Source organism: Mailhella sp. (genome assembly GCF_057866825.1).
This window is the reverse complement of record NZ_DBMAHT010000004.1, coordinates 37,928-57,842: the sequence shown is the minus strand read 5'-3', so window position 1 is coordinate 57,842 and position 19,915 is coordinate 37,928. Positions and strand designations below refer to the sequence as shown.

General features: G+C 62.6%; 14 protein-coding genes. 6 read left to right on the top strand and 8 right to left on the bottom strand.

All coding sequences use genetic code 11. The annotated features are described in order from the left end of the window. Together ACZM96_RS01450 and secF are read left to right on the top strand one after the other, a co-directional pair. Positions 1 to 511: SecD/SecF family protein translocase subunit (locus ACZM96_RS01450; RefSeq protein WP_489486852.1), on the top strand; the 511-nt coding region annotated here is incomplete at its 5' end. 18 nt (positions 512 to 529) lie between these two features. After that, positions 530 to 1,645, top strand: coding sequence for a protein translocase subunit SecF (gene secF, locus ACZM96_RS01445; RefSeq protein WP_294484271.1), 1,116 nt, complete (start codon positions 530 to 532; stop codon positions 1,643 to 1,645). A gap of 475 nt (positions 1,646 to 2,120) precedes the next feature. On the opposite strand, the gene ACZM96_RS01440 is transcribed toward secF, so the two are convergent. Next, positions 2,121 to 3,269, bottom strand: a complete 1,149-nt coding sequence (locus ACZM96_RS01440) for an ATP-grasp domain-containing protein (protein ID WP_489486850.1) — start codon at positions 3,267 to 3,269, stop codon at positions 2,121 to 2,123. A 7-nt stretch (positions 3,270 to 3,276) separates the two neighbouring features. After that, the gene (locus ACZM96_RS01435) at positions 3,277 to 4,248 is read right to left on the bottom strand and encodes an ABC transporter ATP-binding protein (protein WP_489486848.1); all 972 of its coding nucleotides are present in this window, start codon (positions 4,246 to 4,248) and stop codon (positions 3,277 to 3,279) included. Between the two features lie 277 nt (positions 4,249 to 4,525). Between ACZM96_RS01435 and ACZM96_RS01430 the strand changes: the two genes are divergently transcribed. Next, positions 4,526 to 6,136: an OpgD/OpgG family glucan biosynthesis protein gene (locus ACZM96_RS01430; RefSeq protein WP_489486846.1), complete on the top strand. Its 1,611-nt coding sequence runs from the start codon at positions 4,526 to 4,528 to the stop codon at positions 6,134 to 6,136. 99 nt (positions 6,137 to 6,235) lie between these two features. Further along, complete coding sequence (mdoH, locus tag ACZM96_RS01425; protein WP_489486845.1) at positions 6,236 to 8,701, top strand: glucans biosynthesis glucosyltransferase MdoH; 2,466 nt, start codon at positions 6,236 to 6,238, stop codon at positions 8,699 to 8,701. A gap of 648 nt (positions 8,702 to 9,349) precedes the next feature. Here the strand turns inward: mdoH and infB are convergent. The 4 genes from infB to ACZM96_RS01405 are packed head-to-tail and all read right to left on the bottom strand — an operon-like array spanning position 9,350 to position 14,590. After that, positions 9,350 to 12,445, bottom strand: coding sequence for a translation initiation factor IF-2 (infB, locus tag ACZM96_RS01420; protein ID WP_489486843.1), 3,096 nt, complete (start codon positions 12,443 to 12,445; stop codon positions 9,350 to 9,352). Then, positions 12,438 to 12,653, bottom strand: coding sequence for a DUF448 domain-containing protein (locus ACZM96_RS01415; protein WP_489486854.1), 216 nt, complete (start codon positions 12,651 to 12,653; stop codon positions 12,438 to 12,440). The genes infB and ACZM96_RS01415 overlap by 8 nt, the downstream gene beginning before the upstream one ends. Positions 12,654 to 12,683: 30 nt before the next feature. After that, positions 12,684 to 13,964: a transcription termination factor NusA gene (gene nusA, locus ACZM96_RS01410; RefSeq protein ID WP_294484279.1), complete on the bottom strand. Its 1,281-nt coding sequence runs from the start codon at positions 13,962 to 13,964 to the stop codon at positions 12,684 to 12,686. Further along, entirely contained in the window at positions 13,961 to 14,590 is a 630-nt protein-coding gene (locus ACZM96_RS01405; RefSeq protein WP_489486842.1) for an LSm family protein, read from the bottom strand. The genes nusA and ACZM96_RS01405 overlap by 4 nt, the downstream gene beginning before the upstream one ends. 534 nt (positions 14,591 to 15,124) lie before the next feature. On the opposite strand from ACZM96_RS01405, the gene ACZM96_RS01400 reads away from it, so the two are divergent. Continuing rightward, positions 15,125 to 17,380, top strand: a complete 2,256-nt coding sequence (locus ACZM96_RS01400) for an anaerobic ribonucleoside triphosphate reductase (protein ID WP_489486841.1) — start codon at positions 15,125 to 15,127, stop codon at positions 17,378 to 17,380. Positions 17,381 to 17,391: 11 nt separating this feature from the next. Next, a complete protein-coding gene (gene nrdD, locus ACZM96_RS01395) occupies positions 17,392 to 17,577 on the top strand; it encodes an anaerobic ribonucleoside-triphosphate reductase (protein ID WP_294484282.1) in 186 nt (61 codons plus the stop codon). An 878-nt stretch (positions 17,578 to 18,455) separates the two neighbouring features. Here nrdD and nrdG read toward each other — a convergent pair. Together nrdG and ACZM96_RS01385 are read right to left on the bottom strand one after the other, a co-directional pair. Continuing rightward, positions 18,456 to 18,986 (bottom strand): anaerobic ribonucleoside-triphosphate reductase activating protein, encoded by a 531-nt coding sequence (gene nrdG, locus ACZM96_RS01390; protein ID WP_489486839.1) that lies wholly within the window; start codon positions 18,984 to 18,986, stop codon positions 18,456 to 18,458. Between the two features lies 1 nt (position 18,987). Continuing rightward, positions 18,988 to 19,872, bottom strand: a complete 885-nt coding sequence (locus tag ACZM96_RS01385; protein WP_489486838.1) for a hypothetical protein — start codon at positions 19,870 to 19,872, stop codon at positions 18,988 to 18,990. Positions 19,873 to 19,915: the final 43 nt, after the last annotated feature.

Genomic DNA, 19,915 nt, shown 5'->3' with positions numbered 1-19,915 from the left:
CGGCAAGGAATCCATCAACAGCGGCATCAAGGCATCCCTCGTGGGCGCGGCCGCCGTGGTGCTCGTCATGCCCCTCTACTACGGGCTCTCCGGCCTCATCGCCGACGTCATGCTCTGCTTCACCATCACCATTCTGCTCGCCGGCATGACCCTCTTCGGCGCCACGCTCACCCTGCCCGGCATCGCGGGCATCGTGCTCACCATCGGCATGTCGGTGGACGCCAACGTGCTCATCTTCGAGCGCATCAGAGAAGAGCTCAAGGCGGGCATGTCCGCCATGGAAGCCGTCAGGGCGGGCTTCAGCCGGGCCAGCATCTCCATCATCGACTCGAACCTGACAACGCTCATCACCGCGGCCATTCTGTACCAGTTCGGCACGGGCCCCGTCCGAGGCTTCGCCGTCACGCTGTCGCTGGGCATTCTGGCCTCCATGTTCACGGCCGTGTTCGTTTCCCGCGCCGTGTTTGAATCGTGGGTCGCCCGGTCCGCCAGTCAGAAAATCAGCATTTAGGACAAAGAGGTCCGTTCCATGGCATTCGCACTTCTTTCCCGTCAGACCAACATCGACTTTGTCGGCTTCCGCCGCATAGCCTACAGCATCTCCGGCTTCTTCATCATTCTCGGCCTGATCGCCATCTTCTGGAACGGCGGTCTGCGCTACGGCGTGGACTTCGCCGGCGGCGTCATGGTGCAGATTGAATTCGCCCAGCCCATTCCCGACGAACAGGTGAAAACCGCCTTGAAGGACGTCGATCTGCCCGGCCTCACCGTGCAGCAGGTCGATACCGAAGACCGCGACTATCTGCTGCGCTTCTCCATGCCCGCGGCGGAAAATCAGGACCTGCGCGAGCAGGTGTCCTCCGCGCTGAAGTCCAGCATTCCCGACAACCCCTCCACCATCCAGCGTCTGGAATCCGTGGGCCCCAAGGTGGGCAACGATCTGCGCAACATGGCCATCGAGGCCCTGTTCTACGCCGTGCTGCTCATCACCGTGTACATCTCCGGCCGCTTTGAATACAGCTGGTTCATGGCCGGAGCCATGGCCATCGTGCTCTGGGCCGCCGTGTACGGCGCTTCCTACCTCGGCTTCAACCGGCTGTGGGGCGTGGCCATAGGCATGATCATCACGCTCCTCTGCTGCTGGAAACTCAAGCTCAACTTCGCCCTGGGCGCCATTCTGGCCCTCATTCACGACGTGATCGTCACGCTCGGCCTGCTCACCCTGCTCGGCGTGGAAATAGACCTCAACGTCATTGCGGCTCTGCTCACCCTCGTGGGCTACTCCATCAACGACACCATCGTCGTGTACGACCGCATCCGTGAAAACCTGCGTGCCGTGCCCGCAGACGCCCATCCGAAGCCCACCATGGGGCAGATCATCAACAAGTCCGTGAACCAGACGCTCTCGCGCACCATCATGACCTCCGCCACCACGCTGGTGGCCAGCCTGGCCCTGTACCTGCTCGGCGGCAACGTCATTCACGACTTCGCCCTCACCATCACGCTCGGCATCGTGTTCGGTACCTTCTCCTCCATCTTCGTGGCCTCGCCCATCCTCATCGCCTTCGGCGACGTGGACCTCTACCACTCCAAGACGAAGCAGAAGGACGACTACGAACGCCCCGGCGAACACGGCATCGTGTAGCGCCGCCGCGCCCGCAGCGCCTTTTCCTCCGCTTTCCTCCGGGAAGGCGGAGGATTTTTTATGCCGGAACTTCGGGGGAAAGGCGCGCCCGCAGCAACGTCCGGCCCACGGAATGCCCTGCCTCCCGCGCGGTCTTCGGCCATCCGCAGCCAGCCTGAACGCCCGCGTATCGAGGCTGCGCCGTCAGGGCGTCGCGCGTGAACCTCGATCTGACCTTCCGCCACGCCTCGCGCCTTCACCATGCTGTACACTCGCCGACCGACGCGCCATTTCTCCCAAACCTCGCCCCGGCCTTTCGTGCCGCATCGCGGCTGCTCCTTCCTGCGCCCTGCGCCGGGCCGCTCTGCCTTCCTAGCGTGCTCACGCGCGCTGCAACGCTCCTTCCGCCCTTCCCTCAAAAAAATACGGCGCAGCAGGCGCAAAAAAAGAGCGGCCTTCCGTGGGAAAGCCGCCCTTTGATTCGCGTTTGCCGCAATCAGTCGAGATACTCGGTCAGATCGCTGCGCAGAATGTGATCCAGTTCCGCGCGGTCGGAAGCGAGCGTCTCGGTGAACAGGAAGCCGAACACCGGGCCGGTATGATAGTCGATGGGACGCAGTTCCATCACGTTGCGGAAGGAGGCGCGGAGCCTGTCGTAGTTGAACACGTCGGAAGGCTTGAGGCTCGCCGGCGGATTCAGCACGATGAAGGAATAGATTTTGTCTTCCTTGCCCTTCAGCAGGGTGTCCCAGTCGGGACGGACGTTCCGCAGAAAATAGTCGTAGGTGCGGAAGCCGTAGGCGTGCAGGGAAAGATCGGTGAGGCACCAGCCCGCAAAGCGCAGAGGATTGGCCTCGATGGGAATGATGCGGCCGTTGTCCACGCGCAGTTCCAGATGAATGGGCAGATTGCGCGCGCCCATTTCCTCGTTCATGCGGTTGAAGAACTCAGTGAACGGCTCAAGATGCTCGCGGATGATGGACGCGCCGGAGCAGTACAGTCTGTCGCTCACGTCGTCCGCCGAAGCGAATTCGTGATGGAAGATGTTCACGATGACGGCCCGGCCTTCGTCGTCGTAGTAGAAATCGACCGCGTATTCCTCGCCGCCGATGTACTGCTCAAGGATGAAGCGGCCATTGCCCACCACGCTTTCGTCGTAGTTCTTCTTCCAGTCGCCGGAGTGCAGACGGATGTCTTCCAGCGCCTTCTTCCAGTCGTCCTCGCTGAAGATGGTGTACACGCCCACGCTGAAAAAGCCCACGGAAGGCTTGAGAATGAAAGGCGTCTTCAGTTCGCTGAAGTCGATCTTGTCGAGATCGGCCGTCGCGACTTCGCGGAACAGGAAGTCGGGATAGATTTTCGCAAGCATGCGGCGGAAGGCGGCCTTGTCCTTGCACAGGGCTATGCCCTTCTGCAGGCCTTTGTCGGGCGAATGCTTCAGCACCCACGAAAGGGAATTTTCGCAGGTGGTGTAGATGCGGTCGCCCTGCGCGAGCAGCGCGTCGGCCTCTTCGTCGGAAACGAGGCGGAACGCGCCTTCGGGCGCGGCGGCCAGCGCGGCTTCGTTGCGGAGCACGGGCGTGCGGCTTTCAACAAGATAATCCCGAAGTTCCCGGGACACGTACTGTTTGTCAAGAATGATCATGCAGTCCTCACAGGGGGAAGTGGCAGCGCACGGCATGCCCTTGGTTGACGGCAACAAGCGGAGGCTCTTCTTCCCGGCACTGCGGCCTTGCATGCGGGCAGCGGGGATGGAAGGCGCATCCGGCAGGCGGAGAAAGCGGACTCGGCATTTCTCCGGAAAGAATTGCGCCCCGGCCGCGGCGGGACGGATCCCGCGACGGCGCGGCGGCCATGAGCGCTTCCGTGTAGGGATGCGCGGCATGGGAAAAAAGTTCGTCGCAGGAAGCCATTTCCACAAGACGCCCGAGGTACATGACGGCCACCCGGTCGCTCATGAAGCCGATGACGCCGAGATCGTGGGAAATGAACAGGTAGCCGAGGCCCATGTTCTGCTGCATGTCCTTCAAAAGATTCAGCACCTGCGCCTGCACCGAGGCGTCCAGCGCGGAAACGGGCTCGTCGCACACCACCGCGCCGGGCCGCGCCACAATGGCTCTGGCCACGGCCACGCGCTGACGCTGCCCGCCGGAAAACTCATGCGGATACCTGTCGATGTGCTCGGGCTGAAGCCCCACATGCCCAAGAATGTCCTGCACCTTTTCCCGCCATTCGGCCCGCGACAGCGGCCGTCCGGCGGCCTGCGCGGCGAGGCGCAGCGGTTCGGCAATGCTGGCTCCCACGCTCTGGCGCGGATCGAGCGAAGAAAACGGATCCTGAAAAATCATCTGAATGCGGCTTGCGCGCTCCAGAGGCGACCATTCGCCGATGGGATGCCCCGAAAGCAGAACCTCGCCGGAAGAGGGCGAAAGCAGTCCCACGGCCATGCGGGCGAGCGTGGACTTGCCGCAGCCCGATTCTCCCACAAGACCCAGGGTTTCTCCGGCGGAAAGCTGGAAGCTTACCTCGTTCACGGCCTTCACGCTTGCCGGACGGGGATCGAAAAAGCCCCGCCGCACGGCAAATTCCCGGCTCACCCGTTTCAGTTCCAGCAACGCATCCATAGAAGTTCCCGTATAGTTCCTGTTCGTCGAGGGGCGAAAGTTCCGCCCGGGCGACATCCTATCTTAGCCTTCCCCGTGCCGCAAGGGGATAAAATCTCTGGACATGGAGCCGTTCCGGCTTTAAGTAGGGAGGAAGGAGAGGAACCGCTGAGACATTTTGTGCTTCATGCCGACAAGCCGACCGCCGCTGCGGTCATGTCCACGCGGCTCCTTTTGCATTCCAGGCTCCACACTCATTCATGGACAGCAAATCCCAATACTCAGGGAGTTACTTCCTATGTTTCACCGCATGATTTCTTCTTTCTGCCTGCTTGCGGCTCTTTTTGCGGCTCCTCTTTCCGCCGGCGCCGCGGCGCCCTTCGCCTTTGCCGACGTGCAGGCCAAGGCACAGGATCTGGCCGGAACAAAGTACGTTCCCACCACTCCCGTGCCGGAATTTCTCACCAAGCTCAATTACGGCGAATGGAGCGGCATACGCTACCTGCCGGAAAAGGCGCTCTGGGCCGAGGAGAATCTGCCCTTCACGGTGCAGTTCTTCCACCCCGGCCTGTACTACGACAGACCGGTGCGCGTACACATCGTCAACGACGAAGGCGTGGAAGACGTGGCCTTTGATCCTTCGCTGTTCCAGTACGGCAGCGAAGACCTGGCCAAGCAGGTCGCCCAGACCAAGGACATGAACTTCGCCGGATTCCGTCTGCACTATCCGCTGAACAAGCCCGAATACAAGGACGAAGTGGCCATTTTCCTCGGCGCGTCCTACTTCCGCGCGCTGGCTGCGGATACGCACTACGGCATCTATTCCCGCGGACTCGCCCTGGACACCGCCACGGCGCAGGGCGAAGAGTTCCCCTACTTCAAGGAATTCTGGATCGTGAAGCCCGCCGCCGACGCCAAGGACATCACCATCTACGCGCTCATGGACAGCGAAAGCATGGCCGGAGCCTATCGCTTCGTCATCACGCCCGGCTCTCCCACGGTCATGGACGTGAAATGCGCGCTCTTCACCCGCAAGGGCGCCAAAAACATTCAGAAAATCGGCCTTGCTCCCCTCACGAGCATGTTCTTCTACGGCGAAGAGAAAAACGGTCGTCCCGGCGACTACCGGCCCGAAGTCCACAATTCCGACGGTCTGCTCTTCGTGAACGGCGACAAGCACTGGTTCTGGAGCCCGCTCGCCAACTTCAAGCGCCTCAGCGTGAACACCTTCCCGCTTCAGAATCCGCGCGGCTTCGGCCTTCTGCAGCGCGACAGCGACTTCAAGAGCTATCAGGACATCGAGGCCGCCTATGAACGCCGTCCCTCCCTGTGGGTGGAACCCCAGGGCGACTGGGGCCCCGGCACGCTGAACCTGGTGGAAATCCCCACGGAAGACGAAATGCACGACAACATCGTGGCCTTCTGGACGCCCGACAAGCCCCGCGACAAGAACAATCCCGATCAGCCGGAAGCGGAACTGCGCTATCCCGACACGCAGATGTACAGCTGGAAGCTCTACTGGATGCAGCCCCAGACCCAGCAGCACGACCGCGGACAGGTGACCTCCACCCGCGTTTCCCGCAACGGCGACACCATGACCTTCCATGTGGATTTCGCCGGCGGCGAACTGGCCACGCTCCCCGCGGACACCGGCCTTTCGAGCATCGTGGAAACGCCCGAGCCCATTCCGCTGCTGGAAAAGAAGCTGCTGCGCAATCCGGCCACGGGCGGCTGGCGGCTCACCTTCACCGTGCGTCTTCCCAAGGAAGAAGGCGTCATTCAGAGCCTCATGGCCGCGCGCAAAGGGCCCGTCATGCTGCGCTTCCGCGCCCTGCTCAAGAAGGGCGAAAACCTGCCCGATCCTCTGACCGAAACCTGGATCTACGACTGGCAGCTGCAGCAGCAGTAATCCGCCTCTGCCGGAACGCTCCCGTTCCCGGAGCGCGGAGTGCGGGGAAAAATTTTCCCTGCCGCCCTGCCTCCGTCAACCTCTTCAAAAGGTCTTCGTATGAACGCCTATCAGGATATGGATTTCCGGGTTCGCGACCGCATTCTGCTCTATGCGCGCGGGCTGAACCTCTCGCCGAAAGCCAGCGTGGAACTCGCGCTGGAAAGCCTGAAACGCTGTGAATCCGATCATCCGAGCTACCACGAGGCCCTCGCCTGCCTCCACGCCATTCTGGCGGAAAAAGGCCGTGAACTCATTCCCGGCGACGAAGCTCCGCATCTCGTGTCCGCCCCGGGCATGACCCGCAGCTCCATGCTGGCCGAAGAACTCGACCGCACGCCGTGGCTGAGCATCTTCAAAAAAACGCTGAGCCGTCTGTTTCGCATCTTCCGCCCGTCGGGCATGGCCGCTCGCGCCTCCTGGAAGGACAGCGCCGACAGGCAGCGCCAGCAGCTGGAATGGGAAAAAGTGGCGGGCCGCCGCCGCACCCTGCTCATGACGCTGATTCTCGTGCCCGCCGTCATCGGCGCGTACCTCATGTACAGCATTCTGCCGCAGCAGGGCATTGAAGCCGTCAAAATCATGACGGCCGTGCTTTTCGCCATCCTGTTCGGATGGATTTCCATCGGCTTCTGGATGTGCGTGGCGGGCTGCTGGGTGCTCTCCCACAAGGTGGACCGCTTCACCCCCACGCGCGGATGCGACGCCGTGAACATTCCCGACACGACCCGCACCGCCATTCTCTTCCCCGTGTACAACGAGGACACCCGCAAATACATGGCGGGCATTGCCGCCACCTGGCATTCCCTGGTGCAGACCGGCGAAAGCGACAAGTTCGACATCTTCATTCTCAGCGACTCCACCAGTCCCGACTCCTGGGTGGCCGAAGAGGAAGCCTGGTACGAATTCTGCCAGAGAGAAAACGTGTTCAACCACATTTTCTACCGTCGCCGCCGCAACAACACCAAGCGCAAGAGCGGCAACGTGGCCGACTTCTGCCGCCGCTGGGGCGCGCAGTACAAGTACATGATCGTGTTCGACGCCGACAGCGTCATGAGCGGCCGCACCATGGTGCGCATGGTGAAGTCCATGGAACTGCATCCCGAAATGGGCATGATCCAGACGCCGCCGCTCGCCGTGAACATGAACAGCCTCGTGGCCCGCGTGCAGCAGTTTGCGAACCATCTCTACGGCCCCGTGTTCGCCACGGGCCTGCACTTCTGGCTGCTCGGCGACGCCCAGTACTGGGGACACAACGCCATCATACGCGTGGATCCCTTCATCAAGCACTGTCAGCTTCCCACCCTGCCCGGACGCGGTCCCCTCGCCGGCGACATTCTGAGCCACGACTTCGTGGAATCCGCCCTCATGCGGCGCGCAGGCTACGGCGTGTGGCTGGCCTACGACCTCGACGGCTCCTGGGAAGAAAGTCCGCCTTCGCTCATCGATGAACTCATACGCGACCGCCGCTGGTGCCAGGGCAACCTGCAGCACAGCCGTCTCATTTTCTCGGGCGGCATCTTCCCCACGCATCGCGCGCTGTTCATCAACGGCATCATGTCCTACGCCTCGGCCCTGCTGTGGCTGTTCTTCCTGGTGTTCAGCTCCATTCAGGCCGTGACGGAAGCCTTCATTCCGCCCTCCTACTTCCCGAACGGCCCCACGCTGTTCCCCGTGTGGCCCACCTGGTATCCCAAATGGGCTCTGCTGCTGCTCGTGAGCACCTGCATCATGCTGTTCATGCCCAAGATTTTCGCCATCGTTCTCACGCTGCGCAAAGGCGGCGCCAAAAACTTCGGCGGAGCCTTCAGCATGTGCATGAGCGTGCTCGGCGAAGTGCTCATTTCCACGCTGCTCGCCCCCGTGCGCATGCTCTTCCACAGCTTCTTCGTGGTCACCACCCTGCTCGGCTGGAAGGTTTCGTGGAACACCCAGAACCGCAGCGACACCGGCACAAGCTGGAGCGACGCCATCCGCTTCCACTGGTGGGGCACGCTCATCGGCCTTTTGTGGGGCGGCGTCATGTGGCTCATCAACCCGGGCTTCTTCATCTGGTTCTCGCCCATCGCCGTCGGCCTCGTGCTCTCCATTCCGCTTTCGGTGTTCACCAGCCGCGTGAGCTGGGGCCTGGCCGCCAAGCGCATGGGCCTCTTCATCACCTCGTCCGAACTCAAGGCCGAGCCCGAACAGGCCGACATGCACAAAGAACTCGAACGCCCCGACCGCTATTCGCCCTTCACCATCGCGCGCGACAAGGGCTTCACGCGTGCCGTGGTCATTCCCCGCGTGCATGCGCTGCACATCGCCCTCATCCGTCGCCGCAAGTGGGAACGCCCCATCGGCGAAGAGCGCGAAAAGATGCGCCGCGCCCTGCTAGCCAAGGCTCTCGAAACCGGGCCGCGCGGCCTTTCCAAGCAGGAAAAGTCGGCGCTGCTCATGGATCCGCGCCTCTTGAACGAACTGCACAGGAACGTCTGGCAGCTGGATCCGGAAAAAGGACACGACTGGGGCGTGGCGCAGAACTGACGCCGCGCACCCCCGGCGAGCCTCGGCAAAAACGCCGACGCCGACATCCGCTTCATCATCAAGGCCGATCCCGCAACGGGGTCGGCCTTTTTCATGGTCAAGGCCGGACTCGACCGCCTTGCCGGAAAAGCTGCGCCGCAGAACGCCGGGCTCTCGGAACATGCGCGCAAAAGACCGAGGGCGCGCCGACTTCGCCGGGAAAGGCTTCGGACTCAAGGACGCCGCGCTGAACGCCCGACGCACACAGCTCTTGCCGGGAACCGGGAGAGCTTCGGGAAATCACACCGGAATGTTCCCCGCTCCCTCCGGCACGCTTTCTCCCCCGTTCGCCGCCTCGAAGAACTCGGAACGTGAGTCAAGCGGACATAGGCCATCGGCTCCGGCGCCGACGCGCCTTCCAGCGCCCCTCTCCGCCTCTCTCCCGCGCTCTGCGCTTTTCCCCGGTCTTCTCCCAGGTCTTTCGTCTTCGCGCCAAGAGGGCCCTCCCGGCCGCAGATTTTTGCAGGCGGATTTTCCCGCACACAGGCGGCTTTCCTCGCGCAAATGCCGAGCGACGAAAAAGGGCGGAAGGATCGCTCCTTCCGCCCTTCAGGGTATGTCATTGTCAGACGGCAGACGCCGCCCGTTCAACGCGCGTTCTTTGGATCATCAGTCCAGAGAGGCCGCTTCCTCCACCACTTCAAAGGCTTCGATGACGTCGCCGACCTTGATGTCGTGGAAGTTGTCGAGGCCCACGCCGCATTCAAGGTTGCGCACGACTTCGCGGGCGTCGTCCTTGAGGCGCTTGAGGGAAGCGATCTTGCCGGTGTACACCACCACGCCGTCGCGCAGCAGGCGCACGTTGGCGGTGCGGGTGAGCTTGCCGTCCGTAACCATGCAGCCCGCAATAAGGCCGACCTTGGGCACGGAGAAGGTCTGACGCACTTCGGCCTGACCGAGATACACTTCCTTGGACACGGGAGCCAGCAGGCCGGCCATGGCGCTCTTGATCTCGTCCACCAGCTTGTAGATGATGTCGTAGAAGCGGATGTCCACCTGTTCCTGCTCGGCCACTTCCTTGACCTTGGCCGTGGGACGGACGTTGAAGCCGATGATGATGGCGTTGGACGCCGCAGCCAGCATGACGTCGGATTCCGAAATCGCGCCCGCGCCGCCGTGGATAATGTCGATGCGCACCTTGTCGGTGCTGAGCTTGCGCAGCGACTCGGTAATGGCTTCCAGAGAGCCCTGCACGTCGGCCTTGAGCACCACGTTGAGCACCTGCGTTTCCTGCGCGTCCGCGCTCTGCTTGAGGAAGTTTTCAAGGGTCACGCGGGACACCTTGGCCAGTTCCTTTTCGCGCAGCTTGGTGGCGCGGGATTCGGCGATGCGGCGGGCCGTCTTTTCATCTTCGAGGCACACGAACTCGTCGCCGGCTTCCGGCACGCCTTCAAAGCCCTGGATTTCCACAGGCATGGAAGGTCCGGCTTCCTTGATCTTGCGGCCCTGATCGTTGAAGAGAGCGCGCACGCGGCCGGAGAACACGCCGCACACGAACACGTCGCCCTGATGCAGCGTGCCTTCCTGCACGAGCACGGTGGCCACGGGGCCGCGGCCCTTGTCGAGCTTGGCTTCCACCACGTGACCGCGGGCGGGCTTGTCGGGATTGGCCTTGAGTTCCAGAATTTCGGCCTGGAGGGCGATGAGTTCCAGAAGATCGTCGAGGCCCTTGCCCGTCTTGGCGGAAACCATGGCCACCACGGTGTCGCCGCCCCAGGCTTCGGGCTGCAGTCCGAGTTCGGAGAGCTCGCGGAGCACGCGGTCGGGGTTGGCGGTTTCCTTGTCTATCTTGTTCACGGCCACCAGAATGGGCACGCCGGCGGCGCGGGAGTGGTTGATGGCTTCGCGGGTCTGTTCCATGACGCCGTCGTCGGCGGCGACCACGAGCACCACGAGGTCGGTCACCTGCGCGCCGCGGGCGCGCATGGCGGTGAAGGCCGCATGGCCGGGCGTGTCGAGGAACACGATGTCGCCGCGCTTGGTCTTCACGAGATACGCGCCGATGTGCTGCGTAATGCCGCCCGCTTCGCCGCTGGTCACGCTGGTCTTGCGGATGGCGTCGAGCAGAGAGGTCTTGCCGTGGTCGACGTGGCCCATGATGGTCACCACCGGAGGACGGGGCTTGAGCATCTCGGGCGTATCCACCACGGTGGGCACGAGGTAATCTTCTTCGGAGAAGCCCACCTTTTCCACTTCGTAGCCGAATTCCGAAGCCACGAGCGTGGCGGTGTCGATGTCGAGGGCGTTGTTGATGGTGGCCATCACGCCGAGACCGAACAGAACCTTGATGACTTCGCTGGACTTCACGCCCATCTGATGGGCCAGTTCCGACACGCGGATGGATTCTTCCACGCGAATCTTGCGCTTGGTGGCCTTCATGGGCTGGGTGGACTGGCTCACCGCCTGATGCTGCTGCTTCTTGGGCTTGTGCGACCGGCGGGTGCGGACCATGCCCTCATCGTCGTCCATGTCGGGGCCGCCGTGACGACGGCTGAAATCGTCGGCATCCTGCGGGAAGTCGGTGGAACGACGGCTCTTGCTGTTGCGCTTCTTGCGGCTCTGCTCGTTCTCCATGGGAGGCTGCTGGCCGAAGGGCGGCGTGAAGGAGCCGCCGGCGGAACGGCCGCCCGCCGGACGATTGCCGGAAGGACGGTTGCCGCCGGAGCGACGGTTGTCGCGATTGTCTCCGTCGCGGCCGTCACGACCGTCGCGACCGTCGCGGGCGTCGGGACGCACGGGACGCGCGTCGCGGCGACCTCCGTCGCGGCGATTGTCGCCGTCGCGGGAAGAGCGGTTCTCCGAGGGAGACGCGGGACGAATGATGCGGGCCTGCGTGGGATCGGGGCGGGAAATGACGCGCACGCGGGGCGTGCCGTCGGCGGCGGGCTGGGCCTTCTTGCGGGCGTCTTCGCCTTCATGCTCTTCGGAGACGTGACGGCGTTCCTGCACGGGAGGCAGCAGGCTGGGCTGGGAAGAGCCTTCCGGCTCGGCGGAAGCCGCAGGAGCTCTGCGGGCGCGTTCGGGCTTCGCCGGTTCGGCCGAAGCGGCGGGGCGCACTTCCGGCTTTTCCTCCTTCGCGGGAGCGGGCGCAGGGCGGGGCGTCACGATGCGGGCGGCGGGAGCCTCCGTCTTGCGGGCGGGGGCCGTCTTGTCCGCAGACTCGTCGGCGGGCTTTTCCACCACCTTGGCCGCAACGGGCTTTTCCGGCGCGCTCTTTTCCGCAGCGGGCTTTTCGACCGCAGGCTTCTCCACCACCTTGGCGGCAGGAGCCGGCGCGGCAGGCGCGGGCTCGGGTTCCGGAGTCACCACGCGGGCGGGGCGCACGATGCGCGCCACAGGCGCGGCTTCGCGGGGCGTTCTGGCCTTTCTGGGGGCCTTTTCCGCGGCAGGCGCGGCCTTTTCCGCAGCTTCGGCTTCGGGAGCGGCGGGAGTCTGGGCGGCGGCGGGCGCCGCGGCCTTCTCTTCGACTACGGGAGCGGCAGGAGCTTGCGCCGCTGCCGGCTTGGAACGACGACGTATAATAACGTCCTTGCGGACAACTTCCACAGAGGCCTCCGACTTTTTAACCTTGACTTTTTCGTATTCTTCCGGGGAGATGGACCCTTTCACCGTCTTTTCTATCCCGGCCTCGCGCAGGCGGGCAACAAGCTCTTCGGGCTTCATGCCCTGTTCGAGCGCGGCATCTTTTATCTTTATCTTATCCATGCTTTCTCCCCTTGTGAGATTTGCGCCTGAATTTCATACCCGCAAAACGCTCCCGGCAGACCGGATCATCGCACACGTACCAGCCTCGTCCGGGCCTGGTCTGCGCGTGATCTGCTTCAAGGCCGTTGCCGGCGGCAGCGCCTTCCGGGGCAGACACATGACGCAGGAGCCGCGACTTGGCAAAACGCCGTCGGCATACGACACACATGCGCACGGGCTCCTGCCTGTTCTCCATGCTCTATTCCTCTCCGGCTTCCGCCTTTTCCTCTTCGGCGCCTTCGCCTTCCACAACGGGGCTGAGGAAGTTCACGGCGGCACGCAGATCGGCAATGCGCGCGGCGGAAAGCTCAAGCTTTTCGGCAAGCTCGTCGTCCGAGGCGGCGCGCAGGGCGTCGAGAGAACGGAAACCGGCGTCCATCAGTCTGTCCACGGGAATCTCGGCCACGCTGGCCACCTGTTCCAGACCGCGGCCGGCGGCGTTGGCTTCGTGGTAGCGGGACTCGGTGAAGATGTCGATCTTCCAGCCGAGGAGCTTGGCCGCGAGCTTCACGTTCTGACCCTTGCGGCCGATGGCGTTGGTAAGCTGATCGTCCGGCACGGTGACTTCCAGAAGGTTGGAAGCCTCGTCCACGTTGATGCGCGACACCAGCGCCGGAGCCAGCGCGTTGCGGGCGTAGGTGGCGATATCGGGGCTCCACACCACGATGTCGATGCGCTCGCCGTGCAGCTCCTGCACGATGTTCTGAATGCGGGATCCGCGCACGCCCACGCAGGCGCCCACGGGATCGATGTCGCGCTCGCGGGAGAGCACGGCCACCTTGGCGCGGGAACCGGGATCGCGGGCCACGCCCATGATCTGCACGCTGCCGTCGTCCACTTCGGGCACTTCGCGGCGGAAGAGGGCGGCCATGTAGTCGCGGTGCGCGCGGGAAATGATGACCTGCGGACCGCGGCCCTCGCGGCGCACGTCGATGATGAGCGCCTGAATGCGGTCGTTGCGCTTGTAATGTTCTCTGGGAATCTGTTCCTCGCGGGGCAGCAGAGCCTCGGTGCGGCCCAGGTTGATGACCCAGCCGCCCTTGTCGCGGCGCTGCACCATGCCGCTCACGATTTCGCCCACGCGGTCCTTGAATTCCTCGTAAATGAGTTCCTGCTCGGCGTCGCGCATGCGCTGGATGATGACCTGCTTGGCGGACTGAGCGGCAATCCGGCCGAGATCCTCCACCTTGAGGCGGAAGCCCATTTCGTCGTCAATCTGAATGGAAGGATCGTGCTGACGGGCCTCTTCCAGGGAAATCTGGGTGAGCGGATCCTCCACCTCGTCCACGACGAACTTGAACTGGAACACCTCGATGTCGCCGGTGTCGTCGCTGTAATGCACTTCCACGTCCAGATCATCACCGTACTTGCGGGTCACCGACGTGCGCACGGCTTCCTCAAGAGTGCTGATGAGCATATCGCGATCCAGCCCTCTGTCCTTGCTGATCTGTTCAATGGCTTTCTTCAGTTCCAGGCTCATGCTTGCTTACCTCCGCCTTTGCCGGCAGCTTTTTTCGCGCTCTTTCCGGCTCCGGGCTTGCTGGTGTCAGGAAAAACAGGGACGAGGCGCGCCTTTCTTACCCAGTCCCATCGAATGGAAACATTGGAGGGAACGGGCTTTTCGCCCGCAGCGGGCGCAAGAAGCACCTCCATGACAAAGGCGTTTTCCGAAACGCTCACGAGCGGTCCCCGGAACTTGCGCCGACCGGCGATCTCGGGATGGGGATCCGCAAGAGTCACGTCTATCTCTCGCCCGACGTAGGGAGAAAGCTGCGCGGGCTCAAAAAACAGCCGATCCATGCCCGGGGAGGACACTTCCAGCACCCAGGCGTCGGCAAACACCTCATCGACCTCAAGGGCCAGACCCACCATACGGGAAATTTCCGCGCACTGATCCACGGACACGCCTTCCAGCATGCCGTTCTCACCGTTGCCATCCACGGCGACGTCGCCGCCGGCGGGGGCGTCCACATACACGCGCACCACGGTGCGCCCGCCCGCCACGACCTCAATGCCCCAGAGCATCAGGCCAAACGACGCGACGACAGGTTCCGCCGCCTCGCGGACGCGGCGGACGATCTGTTCAGGAGAAAGTCCTTTTCCCATGCATCATACCTTATATAATAAAAAAAGGGAGGCCGTCGTCAGGCCACCCCTACCAGACCGCCTTGCGCGGTGCATCAGGATGTAGAAAGACAGAGCTGAATCAGACCCCGCCTTCCACTGCGTGAAGACGTTTTACCCATGACGGCGACCCTTGTCAAGAGCTCCCCCGCGCCCCCCCGCTGCACAAAAATTTTTTTGGGCCGCCCGGGAGCCGCGCCCCAAGACGAATCTCATCATGCGAGCATCGGATAACCTTCAGTTCTTTTCCGAACGATGCTTGACCCACTCCCCTCGGCACGCTAGGCTCTTCTTCTCGGGTCGGTAAACATGCCTTTTCATCCTGGCTCCGCGCATCGAAAAAACGTGCGCCGCAAGGCATGAGTCCCGAGTATTTTTGTCTTTATATCCGCGCAGTTGCCACAAAAGCCGGGTGGCTGCGTCTTTTCCTGGCCTCTCCAGGATTCCCCAGGCTTCACAAGGAATACACAGGTTACACAGGTTATGATTCGCTTCATCAAAAAACGCGATTCTCGAGTGGTCCCCTTTGACATCGCCAAGATAGATGAGGCGATCTTCCGAGCGGCGAAGGCTCAGGGCGGCACCGATCGCGCCATGTCCCGCAACCTCGCCGATCAGGTGCTCGACATGCTCGAGGCCGAAGGCGGCGACACGCCCGACGTGGAACACGTGCAGGATCTCGTGGAAAAGGTGCTCATCGAAGCCGGTCATGCCCGCACCGCCAAGGCGTATATTCTCTACCGCAACGAACGCACCCGCGTGCGCGAAATGAAGACCAGACTCATGAACACGTTGAAGGATCTTTCCTTCACCGACGCCAAGGAGCTGGACCTCAAGCGCGAGAACGCCAACATCGACGGCGACACGCCCATGGGCACCATGCTGCGCTACGGCAGCGAGGCGGCCAAGGCCTTCTACAAGAACTATCTGCTCTCGCCCGAATACAGCCGCGCGCACGAGGAAGGCGACATTCACATTCACGACCTCGACTTCCTCTCCCTCACCACCACCTGCTGCCAGATCGACATCAAGAAGCTGTTCAACGGCGGTTTCAACACCGGTCACGGCTTCCTGCGCGAACCCAACAGCATTCAGTGCGCGAGCGCCCTCGCCTGCATCGCCATTCAGTCCAACCAGAACGATCAGCACGGCGGCCAGAGCATTCCCAACTTTGAATACGGTCTCGCTCCCGGCGTGGCCCGCAGCTTCATCAAGAACATCGACCTCGCCCTCGACATGCGCGACGCGCCCGAAGACTTCCGCAACGAAGTGAAAACCGCGCTGCGTTCCCGCGCCTTCCCCACGGGCGAATACGCCTCCTTCCGGTCCATCCTCAACGAGGAAGGCCTCGACTTCGTGAAGCAGCAGCTCATGACCCGCCTTTCCGAAAAGGAAGCCGCCCACGTCATCGACAAGGCCCTCGCCAAGACCGACAAGGACACCTATCAGGCCATGGAAGGACTGATCCACAACCTGAACACCATGCACAGCCGCGCCGGCGCTCAGGTTCCCTTCAGCTCCATCAACTACGGCACCGACACCACGCCCGAAGGCCGCATGGTCATCAAGAACACCCTGCTGGCCGAAGATGCGGGTCTCGGAAACGGCGAAACGCCCATTTTCCCCATCCACATCTTCAAGGTGCGCGACGGCTACAGCTTCAACCCCGGCGATCCCAACTACGACCTGTTCAAGCTCGCCTGCCGCGTGTCCGCCAAGCGCCTGTTCCCCAACTTCTCCTTCATGGATGCGCCCTTCAACGCCCCCTATCTCCGGGGCAATGATCCCAACCATGAAGTAGCCTACATGGGCTGCCGCACCCGCGTCATGGCCAACCGCTACGACCCCGAACGTGAAACCACCTTCGGCCGCGGCAACCTCTCGTTCACGTCCATCAACCTGCCCCGCCTCGGCCTCAAGCACCGCGGCGACGTGGAAGGATTCTTCGAGGAACTCAACGAAAAGATCGATCTCGTCTTCGGTCAGCTTCTCGAACGCCTCGAAATTCAGAGCCACAAGCGCTGCCGCAACTATCCCTTCCTCATGGGACAGGGCATCTGGCTGGATTCCGAAAGCCTGGCCCCCGGCGACGAAGTGGGCGAAGTGCTCAAGCACGGCACCCTGACCACCGGCTTCATCGGCCTCGCCGAATGCCTGAAGGCGCTCATCGGCGTGCATCACGGCGAATCCGAGGAAGCGCAGGAACTGGGTCTGCGCATCGTGCGCACCCTGCGCGAGCGCTCCGACGCCAAGGGCGAGGAAACCGGACTGAACTTCACCGTGATCGCCACCCCCGCCGAAGGCCTCGCCGGCCGCTTCGTCAAGTACGACCGCAAGCTCTTCGGCAGCATTCCCGGCATCACCGACAGAGACTACTACACCAACTCGTTCCACATTCCGGTGTACTTCCCCATCAACGCATTCAACAAGATACGCCTTGAAGCCCCCTACCACGCCCTGACCAACGGCGGCCACATCAGCTATGTGGAAGTGGACGGCGATCCGCTCAACAACCTTGAGGCCTTTGAAGACATCGTCAAGGCCATGAAGGAAATGGGCATCGGCTACGGATCCATCAACCATCCCGTTGACCGCGATCCCGTATGCGGCTATACCGGCATCATCGGCGACGTCTGCCCCCGCTGCGGCAGACACGACGGCGAAGGCATTCCTCTTTCCGTTCTGAAACAGATCAAGGGCTACATCCGCGACAGCCGCACCAGCGACGAACGCAGCGAAGCCCATGACAAAATTCCGAATATCAAACTCTAAGGAGCGTTCTCATGATCCATTGCAAGTCCGATGTGGCTGCCACCACCGATCAGATTCTCGTCGGTTCCAATGTCAAGTTCGAGCGTATCCGCCGCATCACCGGTTACCTCGTAGGCACCCTCGACCGCTTCAACGACGGCAAGGCCGCGGAAGAACGTGATCGCGTCAAGCACTGCAGCATGGACAACTGGAAGTAATCCGGTCCTGCGGCAAAAAAAACTTACGGGGACGGACCTTTTGGGGTCCGTCCCTTTTTTCATGCCAAAAACGCGGGCAGCACCGCTTTTCCGAAGCCCTCACCGGAGCCTGCCGGAGCACAAGAGCCGCGCTCCGGCCAGCTTCCCCGGTTTCTCCGGCTCCCCCGAATCTCTCCAGATCTTCACAGGGCCGCACGCGCCGCCTGAGACGCAGAATGCTCCGGCCCGACTCCTTGATGAAAAAAGCGAACACTGCGCCGCAGGCGGGCCCGTGAACGCGGAAAACGGCCATGCCGGACGCCCCCGCAAACCCCGCGGACAGCCTGCCCGCAAAAGTCCGCCAGCCGCTCCGTCAGGCGCCTCGTCTTCCCTCGTGCGACATTTCAGGCACGGCGGGCTGAATTTTTCGTCGCACGGGATACACTGTCCATCGCACGCCCCAGGTGCCCCTCCGTCCGACAGCCCAGACACGGCAGGCTGCGCTCTTTGCCGTATGCGCCGCGCCTCCCCCTCCGTCTGCCGTCCCAGAGATGCAGACTGATCCTTCCGCCATGTTCCGCCTGAGGTCTGCTCATCGGTAGAAGTCCTTTCCGCAGCCCCGGCTCCGCCGGATACGGCACCGAAGCCCCAAAAACTTCTTGCCGAGTCGGGCCGTCTCCCCCGACCTCCGCGCCGACTCCGAAACGTTCTGCCGCGGCACGGGCCCGCCTGCGCGTCCGTTCCGCGTCCCAAAGCCCTGCGCCTTCGCAGTCGGTCAGGGCACCTTCGCGCCGAACGAACGCCTCCGCCCCGCGAACAAAAGTCCATGAAAAAACGCGGAGAAAAGCCCCCCGAAAGGGAGACTCTTCCCCGCGCCATGCGTCAAAAGGCAAAAATGCCTAGCGCTCGATAGGCCCGTTCAGCGCGTCCAGCACGGGCGTCCACCCGGCGTCTCTGGAAGCAGCCAGATTCAGAATGCGCTGATTGCGCGAGCCGCGGAACCGCAGCTCCAGCGACTTTTCCTCCTCAATGAACGGCCCGTCCACAAGAAGATCCAGAAGAGAAAGCAGTTCGCGGCAGCCGGGCTTCGGCAGAAGCTGCTCGAAGGTGTAGCCGCTGAACGCCATGAGATGATAGCCGCGCCGCTTCAGTTCGGCGGCCAGAGGCAGCAGCGCCTGCGCCTGCTCAAAGGGCTCGCCGCCGCTGAAGGTGATGCCGTGAACCAGGGGATCGCCCTGAATGCGGGCCAGAACGTCCTCAGCCGAAACCAGCGTGCCTCCGTTGAAGTCCCAGGTCTGGGGATTCTGGCAGCCCTTGCAGTGCGTGCGGCAGCCCTGAAGAAAAAGCACGAAGCGGAGCCCCGGTCCATCGACGATGGACTCCTCGATGACGCCCGCCACGCGCAGCATGATATCCTTCAGAGCTTCCATGTTATTCCTTGTTCGGTTCGGGAATGACGCTTTCTTCCGTTGCCGGAGCCACCTTGCCTTCGGTGTCGTCCACGCGGCCCTGCATCCAGAAGATCATGTCCACGTCGTCGCCTTCCTTGGGTTCGTAACCCTTGTAGCAGATGCGCTCGGGCGCGTAGATGATGGCATAGACCGGCTTTTCGGGATTGCCGAAGCCCACGCCGAAACGATAAATCTTCATCTGCGACTTTTCCGGCCCGAACATGAAGCTGTCCACATCAAAAATTCTGGCGCGGCACTGGTACTCGCAGCAGTGATCGGTGACGTCGATGAGCGTTCTGCCCTTGAGCGGAATCTTGAGCGCAGGCACGTCGAGACGGGTCTTGTCGGGATGCTGCTTCATCCATTCCAGGGCGTGCTTTTCATAGGCGGGGCCCTGCGTCACGGTCAGTTCGTCGAGCAGGGCGCGGCGGATGCCGTAGCACAGGCCGGAGAGGAGAAAGTTGAAGCTCTTTCCCTCCACGTCGCCGACGCCGTCGCGGAAAAACAGCGGCGCGTAGAACCAGAACGGCGGGAAATCGTCGGTGCCGGCAAGAATTTCGCCGGCATGTTCGCCCTTCCAGGGATAGACGTCCCTGATGGTGAGCGTGTTGGAGAAGCCTTCCATGAGAGGAGCCACGGCCACGGCGGAGAGATTGCCGTCCGGCTTGCCCGCCATGAGCACCGACGAGCGCAGAAGCGACTCGCTCGGCCAGGCCATGAGCATGCGCTCCACCTGTTCGTCCTTCATGCCCCACACGGGACGGCTGCCGCCGAGTTCCAGAGTGGTGGCCATCACGCCGACAACCTGCCTGGCATCAACTCCGAGGACAAACCACTTGTCCCCCATGCTTTCAATATGCTGCATATGACTTTCCATGGTAATTGAGATTCCGACGCGCTTTCCCTGC

Bases quoted from the DNA above. Each gene is read 5' to 3' on its own strand.
- secF (WP_294484271.1), top strand. From the start codon at position 530: ATGGCATTCGCACTTCTTTCCCGTCAGACCAACATCGACTTTGTCGGC.
- ACZM96_RS01440 (WP_489486850.1), bottom strand. From the start codon at position 3,269: ATGATCATTCTTGACAAACAGTACGTGTCCCGGGAACTTCGGGATTAT.
- ACZM96_RS01435 (WP_489486848.1), bottom strand. From the start codon at position 4,248: ATGGATGCGTTGCTGGAACTGAAACGGGTGAGCCGGGAATTTGCCGTG.
- ACZM96_RS01430 (WP_489486846.1), top strand. From the start codon at position 4,526: ATGTTTCACCGCATGATTTCTTCTTTCTGCCTGCTTGCGGCTCTTTTT.
- mdoH (WP_489486845.1), top strand. From the start codon at position 6,236: ATGAACGCCTATCAGGATATGGATTTCCGGGTTCGCGACCGCATTCTG.
- infB (WP_489486843.1), bottom strand. From the start codon at position 12,445: ATGGATAAGATAAAGATAAAAGATGCCGCGCTCGAACAGGGCATGAAG.
- ACZM96_RS01415 (WP_489486854.1), bottom strand. From the start codon at position 12,653: ATGTGTGTCGTATGCCGACGGCGTTTTGCCAAGTCGCGGCTCCTGCGT.
- nusA (WP_294484279.1), bottom strand. From the start codon at position 13,964: ATGAGCCTGGAACTGAAGAAAGCCATTGAACAGATCAGCAAGGACAGA.
- ACZM96_RS01405 (WP_489486842.1), bottom strand. From the start codon at position 14,590: ATGGGAAAAGGACTTTCTCCTGAACAGATCGTCCGCCGCGTCCGCGAG.
- nrdD (WP_294484282.1), top strand. From the start codon at position 17,392: ATGATCCATTGCAAGTCCGATGTGGCTGCCACCACCGATCAGATTCTC.
- nrdG (WP_489486839.1), bottom strand. From the start codon at position 18,986: ATGGAAGCTCTGAAGGATATCATGCTGCGCGTGGCGGGCGTCATCGAG.
- ACZM96_RS01385 (WP_489486838.1), bottom strand. From the start codon at position 19,872: ATGCAGCATATTGAAAGCATGGGGGACAAGTGGTTTGTCCTCGGAGTT.